Raw genomic sequence first — 21,035 nt, forward strand, 5'->3', positions numbered from 1 at the left:
TGGTTCTCGCAATCAAGAGATAAGACGGCGTAGTATTTGTTGGTACTAGACTTACGAATTGTGACTGCTTTGATCTTGCCAACTATCTTTCGACCGGCACGATAACGCAAGTAGCCTAACTTAGGTAGCTTAATGAAATGATCATCTACCACTTCAATGTTATTTTTAACAAACTTACACTGATAGCTTTGCTTAGGAAATTTCTTACTTTTGAATCTAGGGTACTTCCTGATGTGTTTGAAGAAACCTTTGTAGGCTTCAATTAAATCATGATCAGTAACCTGTAAAGCTGTGCTTTCAGCCAGCTTTAACCAGATATATTCCTTCTTTAATTGAGTAAGCAAGTAGTTCAAGTCATACGCACTCAAGAAGTCAGAATCAGGATTATTATCATATCTTTGTTGGATCATATCCAGCATTTGATTCCAAACGAAACGGTTAGCACCAAAATTTAAAGTAATATGTTCAACCTGTTGTTTGTCAGGATAAATACGGAGTTTGATACCTTTTAAAACCATTGTTATCACCTCTTTTCTACCTACAATTATACATTAAAAGAACATATGTTTGTATAAAGCATTAAGAAAGAAACAAAAGTGCAGTTGCTCAAGACGATGATTCATCTAGCAAATAAATTAACGAGTTTTCTTATCTACCAACTCGTATAAACTAATTCTCTGATATAATTAGAAATCGTTGAACTATAACGACAAAAGGGAGAGTTCATTTATGAAAAAAAGAATTACTATTCTATTGATGTCATTGTTGATGCTTGTTAGCGTTATTGCACCAGCAACCGCCACAACCGTTGATGCTAAAACGAATAACATCAAGGTTACTTACATTCTAAAGAAGAACAAGAAACAAATTGCCAAGAAAACTGTTACTTTAAAGAAAAATGCAACAGTTATGGATGGAACAAAGAAAGCCTGGAAAGTTAAGCAAAAAGGCGGCTTCATCTCGGCCATTGATGGCAAGAAACAAAATAACAAAAAGAAAATTTATTGGACTTTTACAGTTAACGGCAAGCAAGTTAACGTCAGTGCTGATAAGAAGAAGTTGAAGAACAAAGATAAGGTTACTTTCACATTATCAAAATATAACGGTTAGTTTCCGCCTCCAAGACTGAAATTAATTTAGACATAAAAATAGGAGCTGTATCACAATTGATAAACAAATGTGATACAGCTCCTTTTAGTTAATTTTTAAAATTGTGCTCTGGGATCAGTTGGTCCCAATGGTGAACCTTGAAATCCTTCAGTTTTAGCTAACATTATCAATTGTTTCAAACGTTTCCAATTAGTTTCATCTAGTTTTGACTTACTAACTGTATTAGCTAACAAAATTCCATTAACTGTTTTAGAAGCAATTATTTGCGGAGCACTCTTCTTTTCACTTAAATAGATACCAGCTGTCATTAAAGTCTTAATAATTTCTGGATCAGTGTCCTCTTTTTTAGATAAAGAATTATACATTTCGTCAATAATTTCAAATACTTGTTCATCAACTGACTTTTTCATATAAATTTGTTTTTCCCCCCCCCTTAAATAATATACGCTTATATAGCCAGGGAACGCTAGCGAATACGCCAACAGTAAAATTGCTTTGAACGACAAAGTTGTCCTTACGTAATCAATGATTCTGAAATTTGCGCTCGCACAGCAGGCAAATTCATTGGTATTCGGAGACGGATTCATTTTAACTGACTATTTCTAAAAACAGTTTATACTAGGCGTTAAAAATACAAGAAGGTATTTGTTATGGATAAAAATATCGAAACGATCAAAAAATACTTCGAACTATCTGATTTAGCATCTAGTGACGAAAAAGCTCTCACTGAAATAATCGACTTATTCGCAGAAGACACGTCTATCAAATCAGGATTAAGTGAAACAGCTACTGGTAAGAAAGAAGCCTCAGAATTTTTTAAAACATTCTTCAATCGCAACAAAGAATTAAAACACTTATTTAAAATAGAATCCTTCACTGACTACTATCAAGCTGAATGGGCAGTTGCCGGTCTTAAAATCGATGGATCACTATTTTCATTACATGGCTTCGACTATTACAAATTCAACGATGCAGGAAAAATAACTTCTCTAGTCGTTAATATTAGCTGAGACTGATATTACTTTTTCCCCATCTGCTAATAAAGCCTTTGTGATCAAATTATGGAAATAAGATGTTCCAACAACCCCGTTGAACTCACTTAATTCTTGATCGATCACATCGATCTTTTCCCAATTATTAAACGTACAATCAACCAAACAGTTGCCTAATCTCGTTCGCACAATACCGGCTATATCCTGTGACTGGCGCACTTTTGCGTGTCCACCTAAAGCGGTTACTAATTCGATCACCTGTTCAATTGCTGGTTCGATTACTTCTAAACTTAAGAATACATCCGCATTCAATTGTTCCCGCATACGTTCTTTAGGCCCTAAAATTATATAATCCTTAGCTAAATTGGCATAAATCTTTTCATATGTATGAATTCCGCCATTACTTTTTAAGGCGTTTAGATTCCTGTCTAATGAATCGCAACCGTCAAAGGCTAGGTCACTTTTATCAAGTTGATTCAATTCTCTAACTTCTAAACCTAGTTTCTGACAAGTGTCTTTGGTAACTTCGGATGGTGTACAGACAATAATATCAAGCTTTTTAGCAGCTACTTCATGTAAAAGTCTGCCCACTGTATTTCCACCACCAAAACTGACGATCATTTTTGGTTGAATCAATTTAATTGCTTCTTCAAGTAATTTTTCCATATTTTCCTCATAAAATTTGAGTGGTCATATCTGATCACTCTTTTTTTGTCTAATCTTCAGGTTGAATCTGTAACAAGATTGCTTTACGGATCGTATCAACTGCAGCGGCCACGTCATCAATTTCTCCATCACCATGAGACAACGCCCATTGAATAACTGTCATTTGAACATTCATCCCCATAGACGCCATCAAATCCTCTGGAACTTTCATTTTCCCGCCGGATTCTTTGATAAATCGTTTCCACTCTCTTAGTAGAAGCGTTCTGAAATTGGCTTCCAAATCGGCATTAGGCTCATGAACTGTAAATAATGTCAAAAGTGCATCACGATTATCTGCCATATCCACAGCCAACCCACGCAACAAATTGTCAGTTTCACCATTTATGATCTGCTTAAAACGGAGACCCACTCTATTTTCAAACAATTGAGTAAATCCATCTACTATTTTATCTAATAGATCATATTTATCTAAATAATGTGCATAAAAAGTTGATCGACTAGTCATAGAAAGCTGACATATATCGGCTACAGTGACTTGACGAAATGTCTTTGAATTTAATAACGTCAACAATGCTTGCTGAATATCACGTTCCGTTTTGATTTTTCGGACATCTTTTGACATGATGATCCCCCAATTATTTTATTAAATTCAGCATAACACAATCAATTTCAATTAAAATGTATCTTTTCGAACAAAATGTACGAAAAGTGTCCGTAATCCAACAATAGCAAGATTATTGCTAGTGTACCCATTGGTATAACCGCCCTATTATGTAGTTGTTGAAAGCAATGGGAACAGCTTTCAAATTTAAAAAGAAATGGGGTAATCAATATGTTTACATGGATGTTTTGGATCTTAGCAATTTGGTTTATTGTTAACTTTGTATGGATGTGGTTCGATCTCGATGACCAAAAATTGCAAAAGACTTTTGCATGGATCAACGTCGTCGCTGTCATCCTTGGTTTTTGGACTTTCTACGGAGCAACTCCTGTGGATAGTTTATCAACCTGGTTCCAAGTTCTAAACTGGGTCAACGTCGTGTTAGCTGTCACTCAATTCTACTTCGGCTATCGTAAGTTGGAGCACAAAGTAGCATAATTAAGCATTTATTACAAAAATTTAATAAACAGTTCAATGAATACCCCTTAATCTTCTGATTATGGGGTATTTGTTTTGCACAATTTGTCGGATATTGTTTTTACAAAGGCGGATCTTTGGTACACTAAAAGAAAAATGAAAGAAGATCTTATAAAATGAGAAAATTTGGCATAATCGGTATTGGACATGTTGGAGTAACCATTGCCTATACCCTCGTTACTAAAGGTATTGCAGACGAATTAATTTTAATCGACAATAATGAGAAAAAAGCAGTGGCTGAACAACTCGATCTTGAAGATGCACAGGCAAGATTAGATACAACTACTCAAATCAAAATTCAGGACTATTCTGAATTAAAGGATGTTGATATTTTATTCTTAACTGCCGGCAAGATCGATGCCGCAAAGGAAACTGGTAGTCGTTGGGCTGAATTTGAGTTCACTAACGCTATGGTCAAAGAAGTTGCACCAAAAATCAAAAAATCAGGATTCAATGGTGTTGTGATAGACACAACTAATCCTTGCGATGCAATTACCCAATATCTTCAAAAATCTACCGGACTTTCTCAACAACAAGTCTTTGGTACTGGAACATTCTTAGATACTGCCAGAATGCAACGTGTAGTCGCTAAACAATTTAATGTCAACTCCAAAAATATTGCCGGTTATACACTTGGTGAACATGGTGATTCACAATTCGTCGCCTGGTCAGGTGTTACTGTAAATAGTCATCCTCTAGTGGAATTTGCCAAACAACAAGGAAAAGATCTCGATTATACCGCTCTTGAAGAAGAAATCAGAAAAGGCGGCTGGTCAGTATATCAAGGTAAAGGATATACTAGCTACGGAATTGCTACATGTGCCGTCAAATTGGCAGAAGCTGTCCTTTCAGATGCTCAATTGGAATGTCCTGTATCCTGTTATGATAAAGAATTTGATACTTATATCGGCCAACCAGCCGTAATTGGTAAAAATGGTATCGAATATGTCAATCCAGTTACTTTAACTGATGATGAAAAAGCTAAATTTAAGAATTCAGCTGAGACTATTAAGAGTAAGTTTTCTACTATGTAGGATTCCGTCTACAGAACCGAAAATATTCACCTGCTATGCGGAACGGGGCGAGCCATGGTCTCGCCTCCTCGGTTTGAAGCCTTGCAAAGTTCAGCAAGTCTTCGAACACGCCCGGTGGTGTAATGGCTAAAGCCATAACGCCACTGTCATAGCTGGTGGATATTTTCAGTTCTTCCGACTAAATTATCCTTTCAATAATCTATATAAATACAAAGATGGAGTTGTATCACACTAATAAAATGTGATACAACTCCATTTCAATTTTTACCTAACCATTGCTGGTTTCTTTGAATCAAATTTCCAACCTGGAATTAAGAATTGCATTGCGGCTGCATCGTTACGTGCACCGAGTTTCTTTTCAACATACAATTGGTTGGCTTTCTTGATGCTATCGAGATCGATTTCAACGCCCAGACCTTCGTTGGTCTTTGGCACTGTTAATTGGCCGTTTTCGATCTTGTATGGATTCTTAGTTAGATTTTGACCATCTTGCCAGATCCAGTGAGTATCAACATCGAAGACACGTCCGGGAGCAGCAGCGGCAGCATTAGCTACCATAGCTAGTGAGATGTCAAAATGATTATTTGAGTGAACTCCCCAATTAAGATTAAATTCATTACACAATTGAGCTACTCGAACGGCACCTTCCATGGTCCAGAAGTGTGGATCGGCTAATGGGATCGAAACTGAATTCAAAGCAATTGCATGTGACATTTGGCGCCAGTCAGTATCAACCATATTTGTAGCTGTTGGCATATGTGTGATCTTTTGAAATTCTGAAAGGATCTCTCTTCCGGAGAATCCTTCCTCAGCTCCACATGGATCTTCAATATAATGAAGAATATCTTTCATTTCATCCGCATAGTGTAAAGCTTGTTTCAATGACCAAGCACCATTTGGATCTAAGTCTAATTTAGCTTCAGGGAATGCCTTGTGAAGTGCTTTCATAGCGGCAACTTCTTCTTCACCGTCAAAGACACCACCCTTTAACTTAAAGGTCTTGAAGCCGTATTTATCATAGGCAGCCTGAGCAAGTTTAACAATTGATTCAGGGTCCATTGCTGGTTTACGACGTAATTTGCCCCAATCACTAGTATTATCATCATCTTGAATATATGGTAAATCTGTCTTGCTGGTATCACCAACATAGAATAGATATCCTAACACTCCGACCTTTTCTCTCTGTTGACCGTCACCTAGTAGTGCGGCAACTGGAACGTGAAGGTGTTTACCTAATAGATCAAGAAATGAGGTTTCAATAGCGGTAAGTGCATGAACCATAATTCTCAAATCAAATGTTTGCTTACCTCTTCCACCTTTATCAAGGTATGAAAACTTCTCTCTTACCTTTTGCAATACATCTTTATATTCACCGATCGAACGACCGATAACTAACTCTTTAGAAGCTTCCAAAGTACTTGTGATTTTTTCACCACCAGGAACTTCACCAACACCAATTTGACCTTCATCAGTTGTCAGTACAACGATATTTCTTGTAAAATATGGACCATGTGCACCACTAAGGTTCATCAGCATACTGTCATATCCAGCAACTGGATAGACATCCATTTTGGCTATTTTAGGAATACTCATAATAATATCTCCTCTTATTTGTTTGTGATTTAATTAACAATTTTGCTTAACTCTATTATATTGTGTCTATTTCAACTAAAACAGTTACTCTTTGGACGTATGATGAACCAAAGGTACACACAAGCCTTAGTGTATAATGATCATCACTAAGTATAGTTAAAGTTTAGGGGCTGAAAACATGGATATAAATAAACTAAAAACCTTCTTGACCGTATCGAAATCGGGCAGCTTTAAATCTGCTGCCGAAAAGTTATTTCTTTCGCCACGAGCTGTTTCCAAACAAATGGACCAAATTGAAAACGAATTAGGTGTAGAATTATTCACTCGTAACAAAAATAGCACTGAATTAAACGCTACTGGTAAACAATTCATCGTTACGGCCCAAGATATTGTCAATAGCTATAATGATGCTTTGACACGATTAAAAACTGTCGATGAAACTCCTAAAAACAAACTAGAAATAGGCTTCTCATCAATGAATCAAGCTACTATTTTGCAAACGACAATACTTCCCTTTATGACTAAGAATCCCAATATTGAAATCGAGCTAAAAGAAGAAAGTGGTAAACGTCTAGTTCACTTGGTAGAAAAAAATGCCATTGATTTTGCAGTGACTCCTTATTATGCCTTAGATAACGATTTTGACGATTACGAAACTGTTCAACTAATCAAACTTACTGAAGGCGAGTTGACCCTTGGAATTAGTCGTTTAAATCCTTTAAGTGACGCTGATTCGATCAGTTTAAATAAGATAAAGGATATGAAGCTTCTATATTACAGTTCATCTGACTCAATTTATTTACGAGATGTTTTTTATAAGAAATTCTCAGGATACTTTGAAAAAGAACAGATCAGTCGTGTTTCTTCTTTAGAGCAAAGGGACATGTTAGTTGCGTCGAACAACGGTGTGGGATTTTATCCAAGTCCTTTACTCACAAAAGAAAAATCACAGAATCCCATGATCAAATTTCTCAAGATCAAAGATGACGTAAATAAATATTATGCTTCAACCTTCCTATACAATAAGAATAATAAAAATCCTATCTTAAAAAAATTAGTTGAAAAATTATCTTAGATAACAATGGTGATACTTGAAGAAAACTTCAGATATCACCATATTTTTCTGCTTACTTCAAGAAATCAGTTGCTTCTAAGACACGTACACAAGCATCATGCTTAATATTTCTTTGAGCAACAGTTAAATATCCGCTTTTTTTGTCACGTTTATAAAGGATCAGATCATTAGTATTTTGATTTGCACAGAGTAAATAATCTTCGTTATAGCTCAAACTAAAATCACGTGGGAAAACTCCTTCTGTCTTGATTTGTTGAATCTTTTCGAGATGTTTTCCACCATCAATGACCTTGTAAACCGTCAATGAATTGTGTCCACGATTTGAAATATATAAGAACTTTTCATCTGAAGTTAGACGAATGGCAGCTGAACCGTTGTGTCCAACATAACCTTCAGGAATATTAGAATAATCGGCGATACGTGATAAAGTTCCTGTCTTAGGATCATATTTAACAACACCGACACGACTTGCCAATTCACCTAATACATAGATATAATTACTGTTTTTAGCAATTGCCAACTGACGAGGTCCAAAACCTGGCTTCGTATCAAACTCTGAAACTAATGTGATTTCGGCATTATCAAAATTAACATCATAAATAAATAATTTATCACAACCTAATCCACAGACCATCAATCTACCATCGGGCAATTGTCTAGCAAAGTGAATATGTGCATGATCTTGTTCAACCAAGGGACCATTGCCTTCAATTGGATATGTATGACTGTCAGTTATCTTGTAGTCATCGTCCATCTTATAAGTATGAATAGCATTAGTATTGTAATTTGCGGCAAATAATACCTTGTGTTTAGTATCAATTGAAATATAGGAAGGAACTGTATAAGGCAATTCATTCCAGAAGTAGAGATTCTTAGCAGCATCGTAGGCTTCATATGAACCATGCTTCTTTGGCAAATAGCTGGCAGAAATTAATTTACCAGTCTTTACATCAACGATACCTACTCCACCTTGATTATTATCTTTTGTCAAAACTGTAGCAATTTTTTGATCGGTATCTGATAAATTAAAGAATGCTGGATTTTCTACTTTTGCCAACAAACTAATATCAGTAATTTCTCCTTTATCAGTGTCCAATGTGGCAGTATAAACACCATCGGATTGATTATTTGGAGTGTAATTGTCCTCGGTATATCCACCTAAAATAAATTTATCTAACATTATTAAATTCCTCCATTTATGTTTGGTATGCTATTTGATCGTGACCATCTTACATTTGGCAATAACTTCTGGCTTTAATTCTTGGCCGATACCTGGGCGATCAGGAATATCAATAAATCCGTTAACTGGTTGATAGTCATCATATAGACAGGTTGCACGATCTTTGGCATTGATAGCACGTTGATAGACTTCATGGATCAAGAAGTTTGGAATTACAGCCTCAACTTGTAAGGCTGCGGCAATCGCAATTGGTCCACCACAAACATGAACTTGAGCATTGATATCATATGTATATGCCATATCACAAATCTTTTTAGCTTCAGAAATACCTCCAGCCAAACAAAGATCAGGTTGTGCAACTTTGATAGAACGATCTTCAAAGAACTTACGGAACCCAAAACGAGTAAAGACACGTTCTCCAGCAGCAACAGGAATATTAACTTTTTGGGAAACTTCTAATGTATTATCAGGATTCAAGGTGCTGACTGGTTCCTCATAATAGAGAATATTCAAATCTTCTAGCGCTTGCCCAATCTTAATAGCAGAAGTCGTATCTGAATTAGCATGCATATCAATAATGATATCCATATCATCCCCGCCAGCTTCACGCATAGCTTTAACACGATTGTAAGCAACATCGATCACGTGCTTTGAAACAGTACCTTTAGTGATCCATTTTCCACCGCCGTCTGGTTGATCACTAAGCATGATCGGATCAAACTTCAAAGCATCATAACCCTCTGATCTAACTTTCTTGGTAACCTCAGCATAATCCTCTGGTGTGATCAGCTTTAACTTATCAATATGTTCACCCCAGTTATATTGCAGCTGGCTGGCATAAGCACGCAAGTGATCATTTGTCTTACCGCCAAGTATTTCGTACGTAGGAGTGTTGTAATACTTACCTTTAATATCCCAAAGTGCAATATCAATGGCACTAATAGCAGCATCGACAACTACGCCACCTGCAATACCCCAATAAGTAGTAGTTAATAACTTATCCCAGATCTTTTCGATATTTAATGGATCTTCTCCGATAATAACTTCGCTAAAATCTTGAAGCATACCGAATCCACCGCGCCAGCCTTTGCCATATGCTAAGCCGGCTTCACCGAATCCAGAAATACCCTTATCAGTATTAACTCGAATTACTAATGGACACCAATCTTCTTTGGAGCCTTGTCCATTACCACTAAAGCTTGGATCTTCGCTTGGAACCTTCATTATATCTACACTAATAATTTTCATTTTCATCCTCCGTTCTCATTTACGATTGCGGTAACCGTTTACAGCTTCGATTATAGTTAAGGATTTCACTAGTTCACAGTTCCGACTCATTCCCCTGCTGAACCTTTTATGTATCTAGACCAGTTTGTTTTCATTTTTATAATATGAATAAATCATTGATAAACCACTATTGTTCCTATACTAGGGGCTTTTTTGTTTTCATAGATTATTTTCACATGTCATATTTAGTTCGGCTGGCGTCCATTCCGTAACTGTGTGTTAGTGAATTTGTTAACTATAATAATATTTGAAAGCGTTCCATAGCTTAAAGAATCATCGCTACATAAAAAAAGAATCTTACTGGGAGGATCACATTATGAAGAAAGTTCTATTGAGTGAAAAAATAGACGACAAAGGAATTCAACTTCTAAAGGACAACGGATTTGAGGTAAAAGTTTCCGCTGATACAGATGTTGAAACTATGAAATCAGAAATTGCTGATGCATACGCAGTCATCATGCGTTCATCAGAATTGCCAGCCGAAGTTATCGACGCTGGTAAAGAACTGAAAATCATTTCTAGAAATGGTACTGGGATCAATAATGTTGATGTAACCGAAGCTACTAAGAAAAATATTATGGTAGCTAAAGTTAACGGAGCCAATGCCTTTTCCGTTGCCGAATACGTTATTACTACTATGTTGATGTTGAGTCGCAAGATCATGCCTGCTGACAAACTCATCCATGACAAAAAAGAAGAACTAGCAGCTGATGGTTCACTACCTGGCTTCTCAACTAAATACAATTTGAATGGTAATCAATTAAAAGACAAAACTTTAGCAATTTTAGGTTTAGGTAAAATTGGTCAGGTTTTGGTAAAACTAGCCGAAGCTTTTGGTATGAACGTTGTTGGTTATGACCCATATATCAAAAATTCACCTGTTAAACTTTATGACAACTTAGAGGATATCTATAAAGTGGCCGACTTCCTATCTATTAACATGCCATTAACACCTGAAACTAAAAACATGATCACTAAAAAAGAACTAAAAACTATGAAGAACAATGTCTTCATTATTAATTCTGCTCGTGGTGGGATCATCAATGAAAATGATCTTGCAGAAGCATTGAACAACGATGAAGTTGCCGGTGCTGCTATTGACTCATTCAATCCAGAACCTCCAGCTCCAGATAACCCACTATTTACAAGTAAGAATACTATTCTAACTACACACTTGGCCGGTACTACTGTTGAAGCCAACCAAGCTTTAGGATTAGGTGCTGCTCAAGCTATCATTGATTTTTCAAACGGCAAAACACCGGAATTTCCAGTCAATGCAAAGGATTTGAAATAATTAATTATTCATAAAAAGGAGATCTTCCATTATGAAACATAAAAAAACAGTTGCCGGCATTATTGGAATAATTTTAGGAGTTATAATCGCCTTCTTTATCCCTACGCCAGATGGACTGACACATGCCGGGATGATCGTTTTGGCATCACTTGTTACCGCAAATATTTTCTGGATCTTTAATGTTATTCCAAGTTTTGCAACTGGTCTACTAATGCTATCCTCATGGGTCGCATTAGGGGCCGTCAAATTTGAAGTATCTTTCGCTATTTTCTCAACGACTACTATGTGGATCATCATTGGTGGTTTAGGTTTAGGAGCCGCAGCTACCAAAACAGGTTTGATCAAACGGATTGCTTTAAAGATCATGACCTATTTTCCAGCTAACTTTAGAGGTCAGACTTTGGCTTTGTTCACAGCCGGAACAATTATTGCTCCAATGATTCCCAGTGCCCATCCTAAAGCTGCGATGAGTACTCCGATTGCTAAAGGTATCAGTAACGCTTTAGGCTACAAAGAACACGATAAGGGCAGTTCTGGTATTTTCTTAGCTGCAATGTGGGGCTTCTTCGTCACTGAAGCAAGTTTTTTGAGTGCTACTGCTCAAAATTATGCATTTAAAGGTTTGATCCCTGCTAGTGCTCAAAAAATTTTGAGCTGGGGTAATTGGTTCGTCATGATGATTCCTTGGACGATCATTATTTTAGTTGGTGGTTACTTCTTGCTTAGATTTTTATTTAAACCTAAGGATGATAAACCTATTTCAAAGGAATTCATTTCTAAACAATTAACTGAATTAGGACCTATGTCACGTGCAGAAAAAATTACTGCTGCAGTTATTCTTGTTTCTATCATTTTCTGGATCTTAGAATCAGTTGTTAACATCCCTGCCGCTGTTACAGCTTTGATCGGTGTCAGTGTCTTGGTTGCTACTAAAGTTCTTACACCAGATGATTTCAAGAACCGTCTCAGCTGGAGTACGATCATCTTCATCGGTACTGTTATGGCTTTAGGAAATGTTATGCAATCTGCCGGTTTGACTACTTGGTTACGTACCGTTTTGCAACCAGTTATCAGTCCAATTATCGGTAATGTTTACATTACAGTTATTGCTTTACCTATCATTATCTATCTATGTAAATTTGTCGTTGTCTCATTGATCTCAACTGGTACTTTGATCACGATCGGTTTACTTCCATTCTTCAGTACCATGAGTTTTAGTCCAGCCATTATCGCTATCATTGTTACAACTAGTGTTAACGTTTGGTTGCTATCTTACATGAATGCACCATTCTTAACTGGTGGTGCTGCTGTAAATGACAGTATGGTATCAAGAGGTGCCATGGCAAAATCATCACTTGGTTATATGCTGATAAATATTATTGGTTTACTAGTCTGTGTCCCACTTTGGCAAATTATGGGAATTGCTTAGGACGCAAAAAAGGGAATGCATTATGCAGTTCCCTTTTATTTTAAAATTGTATGTGAAATAAATCACTTTAAAAATAGAGGATAGAAAGGAGGATTTATCATGTCTATCTACATCATGTTACTTGGTGTTCTAATACTATTCTTTTTGATAATAAAATTAAAATTGAATACATTCTTTTCATTAGTTATCGTTTCCGTCATTGTAGGGTTATTATTGGGAATTCCTTATACAAAACTACCTGAAGTCATCGAAATGGGGATCGGTGATCAGGTTGGACATTTGATAATTATCTTCGGTTTAGGATCAATGCTTGGGATGTTGATCTCAGATTCTGGAGCCGGTATTTCCATTGCCAATACTTTTACTAAACGGATCGGTCGGAAATATATCGTCTGGGCGGTAGTCCTGACGTCATTTATTATTGGATTAGCACTATTCTTTGAAGTAGGATTAGTTATTTTACTACCTATCATCTTCGTTATAGCTGAAGAACTAGATATTGCCTTTCTCTATCTAGCTTTGCCAATGGCAGTTTCATTAAATGTTGCGCACTCTTTTCTGCCACCACATCCTGCTCCAACAGCCGTAGCCGAAATACTAGGTGCACCAATCGGACATGTTATCCTATTGGGGATCTTGGCAGCAATTCCTGTTACTATTTTAATGGGTCCAGTCTACAATCACTATCTAAAGAAAATCTATCCAAAAGTTTATCGTAAACATATCAAGATACCATCATTAGGAAATATTAAAACCTCTGCTAAAGATGACAAAATACCAAAGTTTTCCGTCAGTATTTTAACTGCAACTATGCCGCTGATATTGATTATTCTAGCGACTATCTTTAAATACATTTTGCCAGAAAAAAATCCTGTCAATATGGTCATTCAATTCATTGGTAATGCTGATATAGCCATGATCATATCCTTATTGATTGCCATTTATACTTTGGGTATTGCTCAAAAGACACCGATGAAACAAATTGGTATAACTATGGAAACTGCTATTAAACAAATTTCGATGATGCTCCTGATCATCGGTGGTGCCGGAGCTTTTAAACAAGTATTAATTACTGGTGGGGTTTCCAAAGATGTCTCTAGCCTGTTCATCAACTCTAACTTTCCTGTCCTGATTGCAGCTTGGTTAATTCCAGCCGCACTTCACTTCTGTCTTGGCTCTACGACAGTTGCTGCATTAACTGGTGCTGGACTTGTCGCACCTTTAGTTGTCAGTTCAACCATTAATCCAGCTCTAATGGTACTCGCAGTCGGTGCTGGATCAGTCTTTTGTGATCATGTTAATGGTGCAGGTTTCTGGATGATCAAGCAATATTTTGGATTATCACTAAAAGAAACTCTCCTTACGTGGACAATATTATCAATGGCCATGTCTGTTACTGGTTTAATAGTTGTCCTATTGCTGTCACTGATTTTTTAAATTCTAAAAAGGGGCTGTGACATAACTATTTTCACCTTAAACATGTAGACATAGCTTTTTCAGGTTAAAGCAAATGGCTCCGTAATCCGGCTTTGGATTACTGGAGCCATTTTCCTTAACGCTCGAAAACTAACCATATCTCACTATTTATTTACTAAAGTTATCTTACCAACGTTATGACCAGTCTGTAATAAGTCCAATGCTTGATTTAATCCATCTGCATTTATACCCGTAATAGTCTTCGTATCAATTCTCTTCAAAATACCACTATCAATCAAATCAGTTACCTTACTTAAAATTTTACTTTGAGTAGAAACCTGATAATCCTCAGCGGCCTTCGTGAACATCAACTCCCAGTCAAATGATAAAGATTTTCTCTGCATGGGTGTGATATCTAGTGGACCGTCTACACCAACAATTGTTCCAATATGACCAAACGGTTTAGTTAATCTGATCATTTCAGGTAAATAACTGCTTATGTCGTAGAAACAAACTGTTGCATCAAAACTACTATCATCCAAAATCCGCAAAAAATTGTCACTATCTACGTGATAGTCAATTGAATGATCGACTCCGTGCGACTCCAACCAGTCAAAGTTCTTTGGACTTGATGTCGCATAAACACTAAGTCCGGACCACTTAGCTAATTGGCCAGCAATTGAACCAACACCACCTGCACCATTGATGATCAGAATTCTTTTACCTTTGTTGACATTTTCCTCTGGAACGAATCCAAATTTTTCAAACAGCATTTCATAAGCCGTCAAACTTACTAATGGAAAACCAACTGCCTGTTCTGGAGTTAAATTTTTTGGTGTACGGCTGACTAATCTTGAATCTATCAGTTGTTCTTCTTGAAAGCTACCGTTTCTTAAATTACTGCCGGCATAGTAAACTACATCACCTACTTCAAAATCAGTTACTCGCTCGCCTTTTTCTAAAATAGTTCCTAATCCATCATAGCCAACAATCTTAGGTCGTGACGGATTTAGATGTTCTACTTTTCTCACATCAGCGGGATTGATAGAAACTGCCTGAATTTTTACTAGCAAATCTAATCCATGAACTTCCTGACTATCTTCAATATCATCGACAAATTTATGATTCTCTATTTTAACTACTCTTCTCTTTGACAAATTGATCACTTCCTAACTATATTGTACCAAAAATTTAGTTCTAACAAAAAATATGAAACGTCACGATAGACATATGTTCAGTATTCAAAGAAAGTAAAACGATTACAAAGATTGAATGCAGTTATCGTGACTTTTTTCACATTTAAGACAAATTTTAGTATCTTTTTTGCTATTTACCGTTACAATAAAATTGATGGAAAGTATTTAGCAGGAGGATACTCATGAAAGTTTCTGAAGAAAAAAAGCTTGAAGATCTGGAATCATTTGTTATCAGTAGCAAGATGACCTCACTAGCTAAGGAAAATGCCAAAAATAACATTTTTCTAGACGCTGGTCGTGGTAATCCGAATTGGATCAATAAAAAAGCTCGACTTGCCTTCAATCGCCTAGTTGAATTCGGCATTATCGAATCTGAACGTACTATTAACAAAGGCGATATGGCTGGATATACTGAACAACATGGTATGCGCCAACGTTTTGAAGCCTTTCTAAGACCGGAAGAATATAAAATCGATGACTTCTGGTTAAGTGTTTTGGATTATATTCGTGACGATATGAAACTCAATCAGGATGAAGTTATCAAAGAGTTCGTTGATGGCGCTATTGGTAATAACTATCCTCTACCCGCTCGCTGTTTGAGAAATACTGAAAAAATCATTAATCAATATTTGCAGACGACACTTTATAATGGTGTTGATCTGAAGGATGAGACTAGTGTATTTACTACCGAGGGTGGAACGGCTGCCATTGTCTACATCTTCAACACATTACGAGAGAATAAATTGATCCATTATGGTGACAAGATAGCTATCAATACTCCTATCTTTACACCTTACATTGAAATACCAACTTTAAATGACTACCAAATGGTTGAGGTTGATTTAAACTCTGATGCTTCCAATAATTGGGAAATTGCTCCCGGAGAAATCGACAAATTACTTGATCCCTCTATTAAATTATTTGTTGTTGTTAATCCAAGTAATCCCGGTTCTAAGGCTTTTAGCCAAAAAGATCTAGCAGAGATAAAAGAAGTTATCAAAAAACGTCCTGACCTAATGATCGTAACTGACGATGTTTATGGTACCTTTGTGGAAAACTTCCAGACTTTATACAGTGTGGTACCAAATAATACGTTATTAGTTTATTCATTTTCAAAATTATTTGGAGCAACTGGCTGGCGTTTAGGATTAGTAGCTGCACATGATCAAAATGTCTTTGACAAAATTATTTCAGAATTGCCTGACAAGGATAAAAAAGAACTCGAGAAACGTTACGGATCAGTTGAATTTGATCCATCCAAGATGAAATTTATCGATCGATTAGTAGCTGACTCGCGTTCAATAAGTCTTTATCACACCGCTGGACTATCTACACCGCAACAGATAATGGAAGATTTATTCAGTCTGACGCATCTCGTTAACAAAAATCAAACTGATTCATATATCGAAACTTCCAAGCGAATCGTTGGTAAACGTTATACAGATCTACATGATTCTCTCAATTATCCTAAAGATGAAAGCGGCGATAATTCTAAATACTACTCAATCATCGATATCTATAATGTTGCAGAACGTAAATACGGCAAAGACTTCCGTAACTACTTGGAGAATAATTTTGAGCAATTAGACTTCTTAGTTAACCTTGCTCAAAAGAATGGTGTTGTTTTGATGGATGGTGTCGGGTTTGGTACACATCCGGGATGCTTGCGTGTTTCACAGGCCAACTTGCCAACTGAAGATTACCGTCTGATCGGTAACCAGGTCATGCAATTACTAGCCGACTATCACAAACAATTTATTGAGCATAAAGTAAAAACTAGCAACGAATTTATGGCTCCAAAGAACTAAAGAAAACGCAGTTGAGAAATTAATCTCAACTGCGTTTTCTATTTATTTAACTGTGTGGTAAAACATTAATAATATAAAGCAATAATGCGAAGACGAAGAATAGACCGTACATAATTCCATTAACTTCTTTTCTTCTACCCGCTGCGATCATTGTCAATGGATATGCTAAGAATCCAAAGGCAATACCATATGTGATGTTATATGTAAGTGGCATTGCTAGAACAGTCAAGAACGCTGGTAAAGCAATCTCGAACTTTTCCCAGTGAATACCTTTCATTGATTGTGCCATCAAAGCACCAACAATAATTAGAACGGGTGCCGTTACGTTTGATGTAACGACTGTCAAAAGTGGTGAGAAGAACATTGAAATTGCAAATAATCCTCCGACTACTACTGAAGTTAATCCTGTTCTACCGCCAACTGCGATACCTGCACTTGATTCAACATAAGCTGTTGGAGGTGTTGTACCCATGATAGCTCCACCAACCATTGAGATAGAATCAGCCATCAAAGCACGTCCGATTCTTGGCATCTTGCCATTTTCCATCAAATGAGCCTGTTCAGCTAATCCGATCAAAGTACCTGCAGTATCAAAGAATGCTACCAATAAGAAAATGATAACGACCGCCCAAAGTTGTGGCTGTTTAATATCACCAACGTGTGCAATACCAACGCCAAATGTTGGCTTCAAACTAGGAATACCAGAAACAATATGACTTGGTAATGGAATAAGTTTCGTAGCTAATCCGGCAATCGTAGTAAAGACCATACCAATAAAGATAGCACCGGGAACTTTACGACACATAAGTCCAGCCGTAACGATCAAACCAGCAATAGTTAGTAATGTTGTTGGATTTGTGAATGAACCGATCTCAACTAATGACGATTTACTGGCTTCGATCAATCCTCCACCTTGTAAACCAACAAAGGCAATAAATAACCCTAAACCAGCTGAAACAGCTAATTTTAAATCTTGCGGAATTGAGTTGATAACCAATTCACGTAGTTTCAATAATGAAATAACCAAGAAAATTATACTAGCAACAAAAACACCTGCCATCGCTGTTTGCCAAGGAATACCCATTGCAATAACAACTGAATAACTGAAAAAGGCATTGTCACCTAATCCTGGTGCAATAGCAATCGGATAGTTCGCTAAGATCCCCATTAAAACTGATCCGATCACACCAGTTAGTGCTGTGGCTGTGAACAAGGCACCCTTGTCCATACCTGATGCTCCTAAAACTTGTGGATTAACAAACAAAATGTATGCCATTGACACAAATGTCGTCAATCCTGCTAGAAACTCACGCTTGATCGTAGTTCCAGCTTGATTAAGATGAAATAGTCGTTCAATAAAGCTTAAATTCTTTTCATCATTTAATGATTCCAAAATAAACGCCCCCGAAGAAAGATTACGAACTTATCTAGTATTACAGAAACATTTTGATTTTACAAGACAATTAGAAACATTTATTACATAAATCAAATTATAGTTCGTGTTTTACAGAACGTTAGCTTGCTACTTTCATAAAAAAAGACACCTTACATTTATCTGTAAGATGTCTTTAAAGAGTTTTTACGCTCTTTGTTTTAATTTATCAACGGCCTCTTGAATCGTTCTACCGTTCTCAAAAACATTCGAATCATTCTTGTCCACAGCCGTAAATAATTGATCTTTTAAATCTAACAAAATCCGATACTTCACGATCAATTACCTCCTTAGGACTAGTTTTTTACAATTTTAATAGTACCCTCAGCTAATTCAGCTTTAAGACTCTTAACATCCAAGTTATCCAAGTAGAATTCAGCGACTTTATCTCTGATCTGTTGCTCGATAACTCTTCTCAATGGTCTAGCACCCATAGCCTCATCGTATCCTTCATCGATCAGCCATTCTTTTGCTTCGGGTGTAACTTCCAAAGTAATTTGCTTCTTAGCCAAATTCTTATTCACATCATCCAACATCAAATCAACGATCTGATTCAAATCTGCTTTAGATAGATGTGTAAATTCAACTATACCATTGAATCTATTTAGAAATTCAGGACGGAAGTATGGTGCTAATTTATCCATTAATTTTTCATCTTTAGTAGCTTTTTCACCAAAGCCTGCATTAGATGTAGCAATGATGATCGTATTCTTGAAGTCGACCACGTTACCTTGTCCATCAGTCAAGCGACCGTCATCCATAACTTGTAAAAGTAACGTCAAAACTTGTGGGTTAGCTTTTTCAATTTCATCTAGTAAAACAATGGAATATGGATTACGTCTTACTCGTTCAGTCAAAGTATTACCGTTATCCTCATATCCAACATATCCAGCAGATGTACCAATTAATTTAGATACAGCTGTTAGATCAGAATACTCACTCATATCCAAACGAATTATGGCATTCTTACTGCCAAACATGTCACTAGCTAATTGTTTTACAAGTTCTGTTTTACCGACACCTGTTGGACCGACAAATAGGAAACTACCGATTGGACGATTTCCTTCATCAAAGCCTGCACGGTTACGCCGAATTGCTCTAACGACCATATCAACAGCCTCATCTTGACCGATGACATGACCCTTCAATCTCTTGCCCATATCCTTTAATCTCTCGATATCACTAGCACCCATTTGAGAAACAGGTACACCAGTTAATCTTTGAACAGATTCAGCAATATCATTAACTTTTGCTATTGGTTCCGCTGGATCATCGTTATTTAACTTTTTATTGATATCTTCGATCTGTTTCTTAAGATCAGCGGCCTTTTCAAATTCTTCATTCTTAGCGGCTTTTTCTTTGTTATTTTCTGCTTCTTTTAAAGACTTCTCAAGACTGACCTTGTCAGTTACAGGATGTTTAGCGGCCAAATGTGCAGCCGTCATATCGATAAGATCGATAGCTTTGTCAGGCAATGATCTCTGTGGAATATATTGTACTGAATAATCCACAGCTGCCTTCAAAACATCATCAGGCAATTTAACGTTATGATGGTCTTCATAGGCTTTGCGCAATCCCTTTAAGATAGCTACTGTTGCTTCTTTACTTGGTTCATTGATCGTTACATCATTGAATCTTCTTGCTAAAGCAGCGTCTTTCATAATCGTGTTACGGTACTCATCTTGCGTTGTAGCGCCGATAACTGCTAGATCACCACGGCTCAAAGCTGGTTTGATAATATCGGATAACCCTTTACTACCAGCCTCTCCACCAGCAGCTCCAGTTCCAATGATCTGATGGATCTCATCAAAGAATAGAACCACGTTACCAGCTTTTTTGACTTCTTTAAGTAAATTCTGAACATTTTCTTCAAATGAACCACGATATTGTGTACCAGCTTCAAGTGCCGATACATCAACGGAAATAATCACTTTGTCCTTGATAGCAGCTGGAACGTCACCTTTGACAATAGCTTGTGCTAAACCTTCAACAACAGCGGTTTTACCAACACCAGCATCCCCAACAAGAATAGGATTATTTTTAGTACGACGGCTCAAGATTTCAGCCGTTTCTTGAATTTCTTTATCACGACCAATGACGGGATCAAGTAAACCATCACGAGCCTCTTGCGTTAAATTACGTCCTAATTTATCTAGTAATTTACCGTTTCCGGTACCTTTACTGTCTGCTTTTTGCTCTTCAACCGGAATATTTTTACCAGCCGTGCGCATTTCTTGATATCTTGCCAATTCTTCAGGTGTCAATTCATGGCCGTTAACATAATACTTCGTACCACCTTTTTGACCCATTAAACTGTTAAAGATATCGTCCATATCGTTATTTGAAAACAAATCGTCATCCCAAAATGATCTTGCCATATAATTG

20 protein-coding genes are annotated in these 21,035 nt (G+C 36.8%); 9 read left to right on the forward strand and 11 right to left on the reverse strand.

All coding sequences use genetic code 11. The features are described 5' to 3' along the window. Positions 1–518: RNA-guided endonuclease TnpB family protein (locus EKM60_RS04390; protein WP_164508315.1), on the reverse strand; the 518-nt coding region annotated here is incomplete at its 3' end. A 211-nt stretch (positions 519–729) separates the two neighbouring features. On the opposite strand from EKM60_RS04390, the gene EKM60_RS04395 reads away from it, so the two are divergent. Then, the gene (locus EKM60_RS04395) at positions 730–1,110 is read left to right on the forward strand and encodes a DUF4430 domain-containing protein (protein ID WP_125712838.1); all 381 of its coding nucleotides are present in this window, start codon (positions 730–732) and stop codon (positions 1,108–1,110) included. Between the two features lie 95 nt (positions 1,111–1,205). On the opposite strand, the gene EKM60_RS04400 is transcribed toward EKM60_RS04395, so the two are convergent. Then, complete coding sequence (locus EKM60_RS04400; protein WP_125712840.1) at positions 1,206–1,520, reverse strand: bacteriocin immunity protein; 315 nt, start codon at positions 1,518–1,520, stop codon at positions 1,206–1,208. Between the two features lie 240 nt (positions 1,521–1,760). On the opposite strand from EKM60_RS04400, the gene EKM60_RS04405 reads away from it, so the two are divergent. Continuing rightward, complete coding sequence (locus EKM60_RS04405; protein ID WP_125712842.1) at positions 1,761–2,120, forward strand: nuclear transport factor 2 family protein; 360 nt, start codon at positions 1,761–1,763, stop codon at positions 2,118–2,120. Here the strand turns inward: EKM60_RS04405 and EKM60_RS04410 are convergent. Continuing rightward, positions 2,100–2,768: a ribose-5-phosphate isomerase A gene (locus tag EKM60_RS04410; protein WP_125712844.1), complete on the reverse strand. Its 669-nt coding sequence runs from the start codon at positions 2,766–2,768 to the stop codon at positions 2,100–2,102. The genes EKM60_RS04405 and EKM60_RS04410 overlap by 21 nt on opposite strands. Positions 2,769–2,817: 49 nt before the next feature. Further along, complete coding sequence (locus tag EKM60_RS04415) at positions 2,818–3,390, reverse strand: TetR/AcrR family transcriptional regulator (protein ID WP_125712846.1); 573 nt, start codon at positions 3,388–3,390, stop codon at positions 2,818–2,820. 210 nt (positions 3,391–3,600) lie between these two features. Between EKM60_RS04415 and EKM60_RS04420 the strand changes: the two genes are divergently transcribed. Then, on the forward strand, positions 3,601–3,867 hold the full coding sequence (locus tag EKM60_RS04420; RefSeq protein ID WP_125712848.1) for a hypothetical protein: 267 nt from the start codon (positions 3,601–3,603) through the stop codon (positions 3,865–3,867). A gap of 155 nt (positions 3,868–4,022) precedes the next feature. Next, positions 4,023–4,940, forward strand: a complete 918-nt coding sequence (locus EKM60_RS04425; protein WP_125712850.1) for an L-lactate dehydrogenase — start codon at positions 4,023–4,025, stop codon at positions 4,938–4,940. Positions 4,941–5,204: 264 nt separating this feature from the next. Here EKM60_RS04425 and EKM60_RS04430 read toward each other — a convergent pair whose 3' ends face one another. After that, on the reverse strand, positions 5,205–6,533 hold the full coding sequence (locus tag EKM60_RS04430) for an enolase C-terminal domain-like protein (RefSeq protein ID WP_125712852.1): 1,329 nt from the start codon (positions 6,531–6,533) through the stop codon (positions 5,205–5,207). Positions 6,534–6,711: 178 nt separating this feature from the next. Here EKM60_RS04430 and EKM60_RS04435 point away from each other — a divergent pair, with 178 nt between their 5' ends. Further along, positions 6,712–7,608, forward strand: a complete 897-nt coding sequence (locus tag EKM60_RS04435; protein ID WP_125712854.1) for a LysR family transcriptional regulator — start codon at positions 6,712–6,714, stop codon at positions 7,606–7,608. 52 nt (positions 7,609–7,660) lie between these two features. Here EKM60_RS04435 and EKM60_RS04440 read toward each other — a convergent pair whose 3' ends face one another. Both EKM60_RS04440 and EKM60_RS04445 read right to left on the reverse strand, forming a co-directional pair. Then, positions 7,661–8,788, reverse strand: a complete 1,128-nt coding sequence (locus tag EKM60_RS04440) for a lactonase family protein (RefSeq protein WP_125712856.1) — start codon at positions 8,786–8,788, stop codon at positions 7,661–7,663. A gap of 30 nt (positions 8,789–8,818) precedes the next feature. After that, positions 8,819–10,036, reverse strand: coding sequence for a mandelate racemase/muconate lactonizing enzyme family protein (locus tag EKM60_RS04445; RefSeq protein WP_125712858.1), 1,218 nt, complete (start codon positions 10,034–10,036; stop codon positions 8,819–8,821). 355 nt (positions 10,037–10,391) lie between these two features. Here EKM60_RS04445 and EKM60_RS04450 point away from each other — a divergent pair, with 355 nt between their 5' ends. The 3 genes from EKM60_RS04450 to EKM60_RS04460 all read left to right on the forward strand — a co-directional run bounded on the left by EKM60_RS04450 (position 10,392) and on the right by EKM60_RS04460 (position 14,235). Continuing rightward, the gene (locus EKM60_RS04450; protein WP_125712861.1) at positions 10,392–11,369 is read left to right on the forward strand and encodes a hydroxyacid dehydrogenase; all 978 of its coding nucleotides are present in this window, start codon (positions 10,392–10,394) and stop codon (positions 11,367–11,369) included. Positions 11,370–11,400: 31 nt separating this feature from the next. Beyond that, entirely contained in the window at positions 11,401–12,798 is a 1,398-nt protein-coding gene (locus EKM60_RS04455; protein ID WP_125712862.1) for an SLC13 family permease, read from the forward strand. Positions 12,799–12,897: 99 nt separating this feature from the next. Continuing rightward, complete coding sequence (locus EKM60_RS04460; protein WP_125712864.1) at positions 12,898–14,235, forward strand: gluconate:H+ symporter; 1,338 nt, start codon at positions 12,898–12,900, stop codon at positions 14,233–14,235. 143 nt (positions 14,236–14,378) lie between these two features. Here the strand turns inward: EKM60_RS04460 and EKM60_RS04465 are convergent, their stop codons facing one another. Next, the gene (locus EKM60_RS04465) at positions 14,379–15,371 is read right to left on the reverse strand and encodes an alcohol dehydrogenase catalytic domain-containing protein (protein ID WP_125712866.1); all 993 of its coding nucleotides are present in this window, start codon (positions 15,369–15,371) and stop codon (positions 14,379–14,381) included. 221 nt (positions 15,372–15,592) lie between these two features. Here EKM60_RS04465 and EKM60_RS04470 point away from each other — a divergent pair, with 221 nt between their 5' ends. Then, positions 15,593–17,218, forward strand: a complete 1,626-nt coding sequence (locus EKM60_RS04470; RefSeq protein ID WP_125712868.1) for a bifunctional aspartate transaminase/aspartate 4-decarboxylase — start codon at positions 15,593–15,595, stop codon at positions 17,216–17,218. Between the two features lie 46 nt (positions 17,219–17,264). On the opposite strand, the gene EKM60_RS04475 is transcribed toward EKM60_RS04470, so the two are convergent. From EKM60_RS04475 to EKM60_RS04480, 3 genes are all read right to left on the reverse strand, one after another. After that, complete coding sequence (locus tag EKM60_RS04475; protein WP_125712870.1) at positions 17,265–18,611, reverse strand: NCS2 family permease; 1,347 nt, start codon at positions 18,609–18,611, stop codon at positions 17,265–17,267. A 186-nt stretch (positions 18,612–18,797) separates the two neighbouring features. Continuing rightward, entirely contained in the window at positions 18,798–18,926 is a 129-nt protein-coding gene (locus tag EKM60_RS11285; protein WP_263853086.1) for a hypothetical protein, read from the reverse strand. A gap of 20 nt (positions 18,927–18,946) precedes the next feature. Further along, a complete protein-coding gene (locus EKM60_RS04480) occupies positions 18,947–21,028 on the reverse strand; it encodes an AAA family ATPase (RefSeq protein WP_125712872.1) in 2,082 nt (693 codons plus the stop codon). Between the last annotated feature and the right edge of the window lie 7 nt (positions 21,029–21,035).

Source organism: Companilactobacillus kedongensis (genome assembly GCF_003946625.1).
Taxonomy (GTDB): domain Bacteria; phylum Bacillota; class Bacilli; order Lactobacillales; family Lactobacillaceae; genus Companilactobacillus; species Companilactobacillus kedongensis.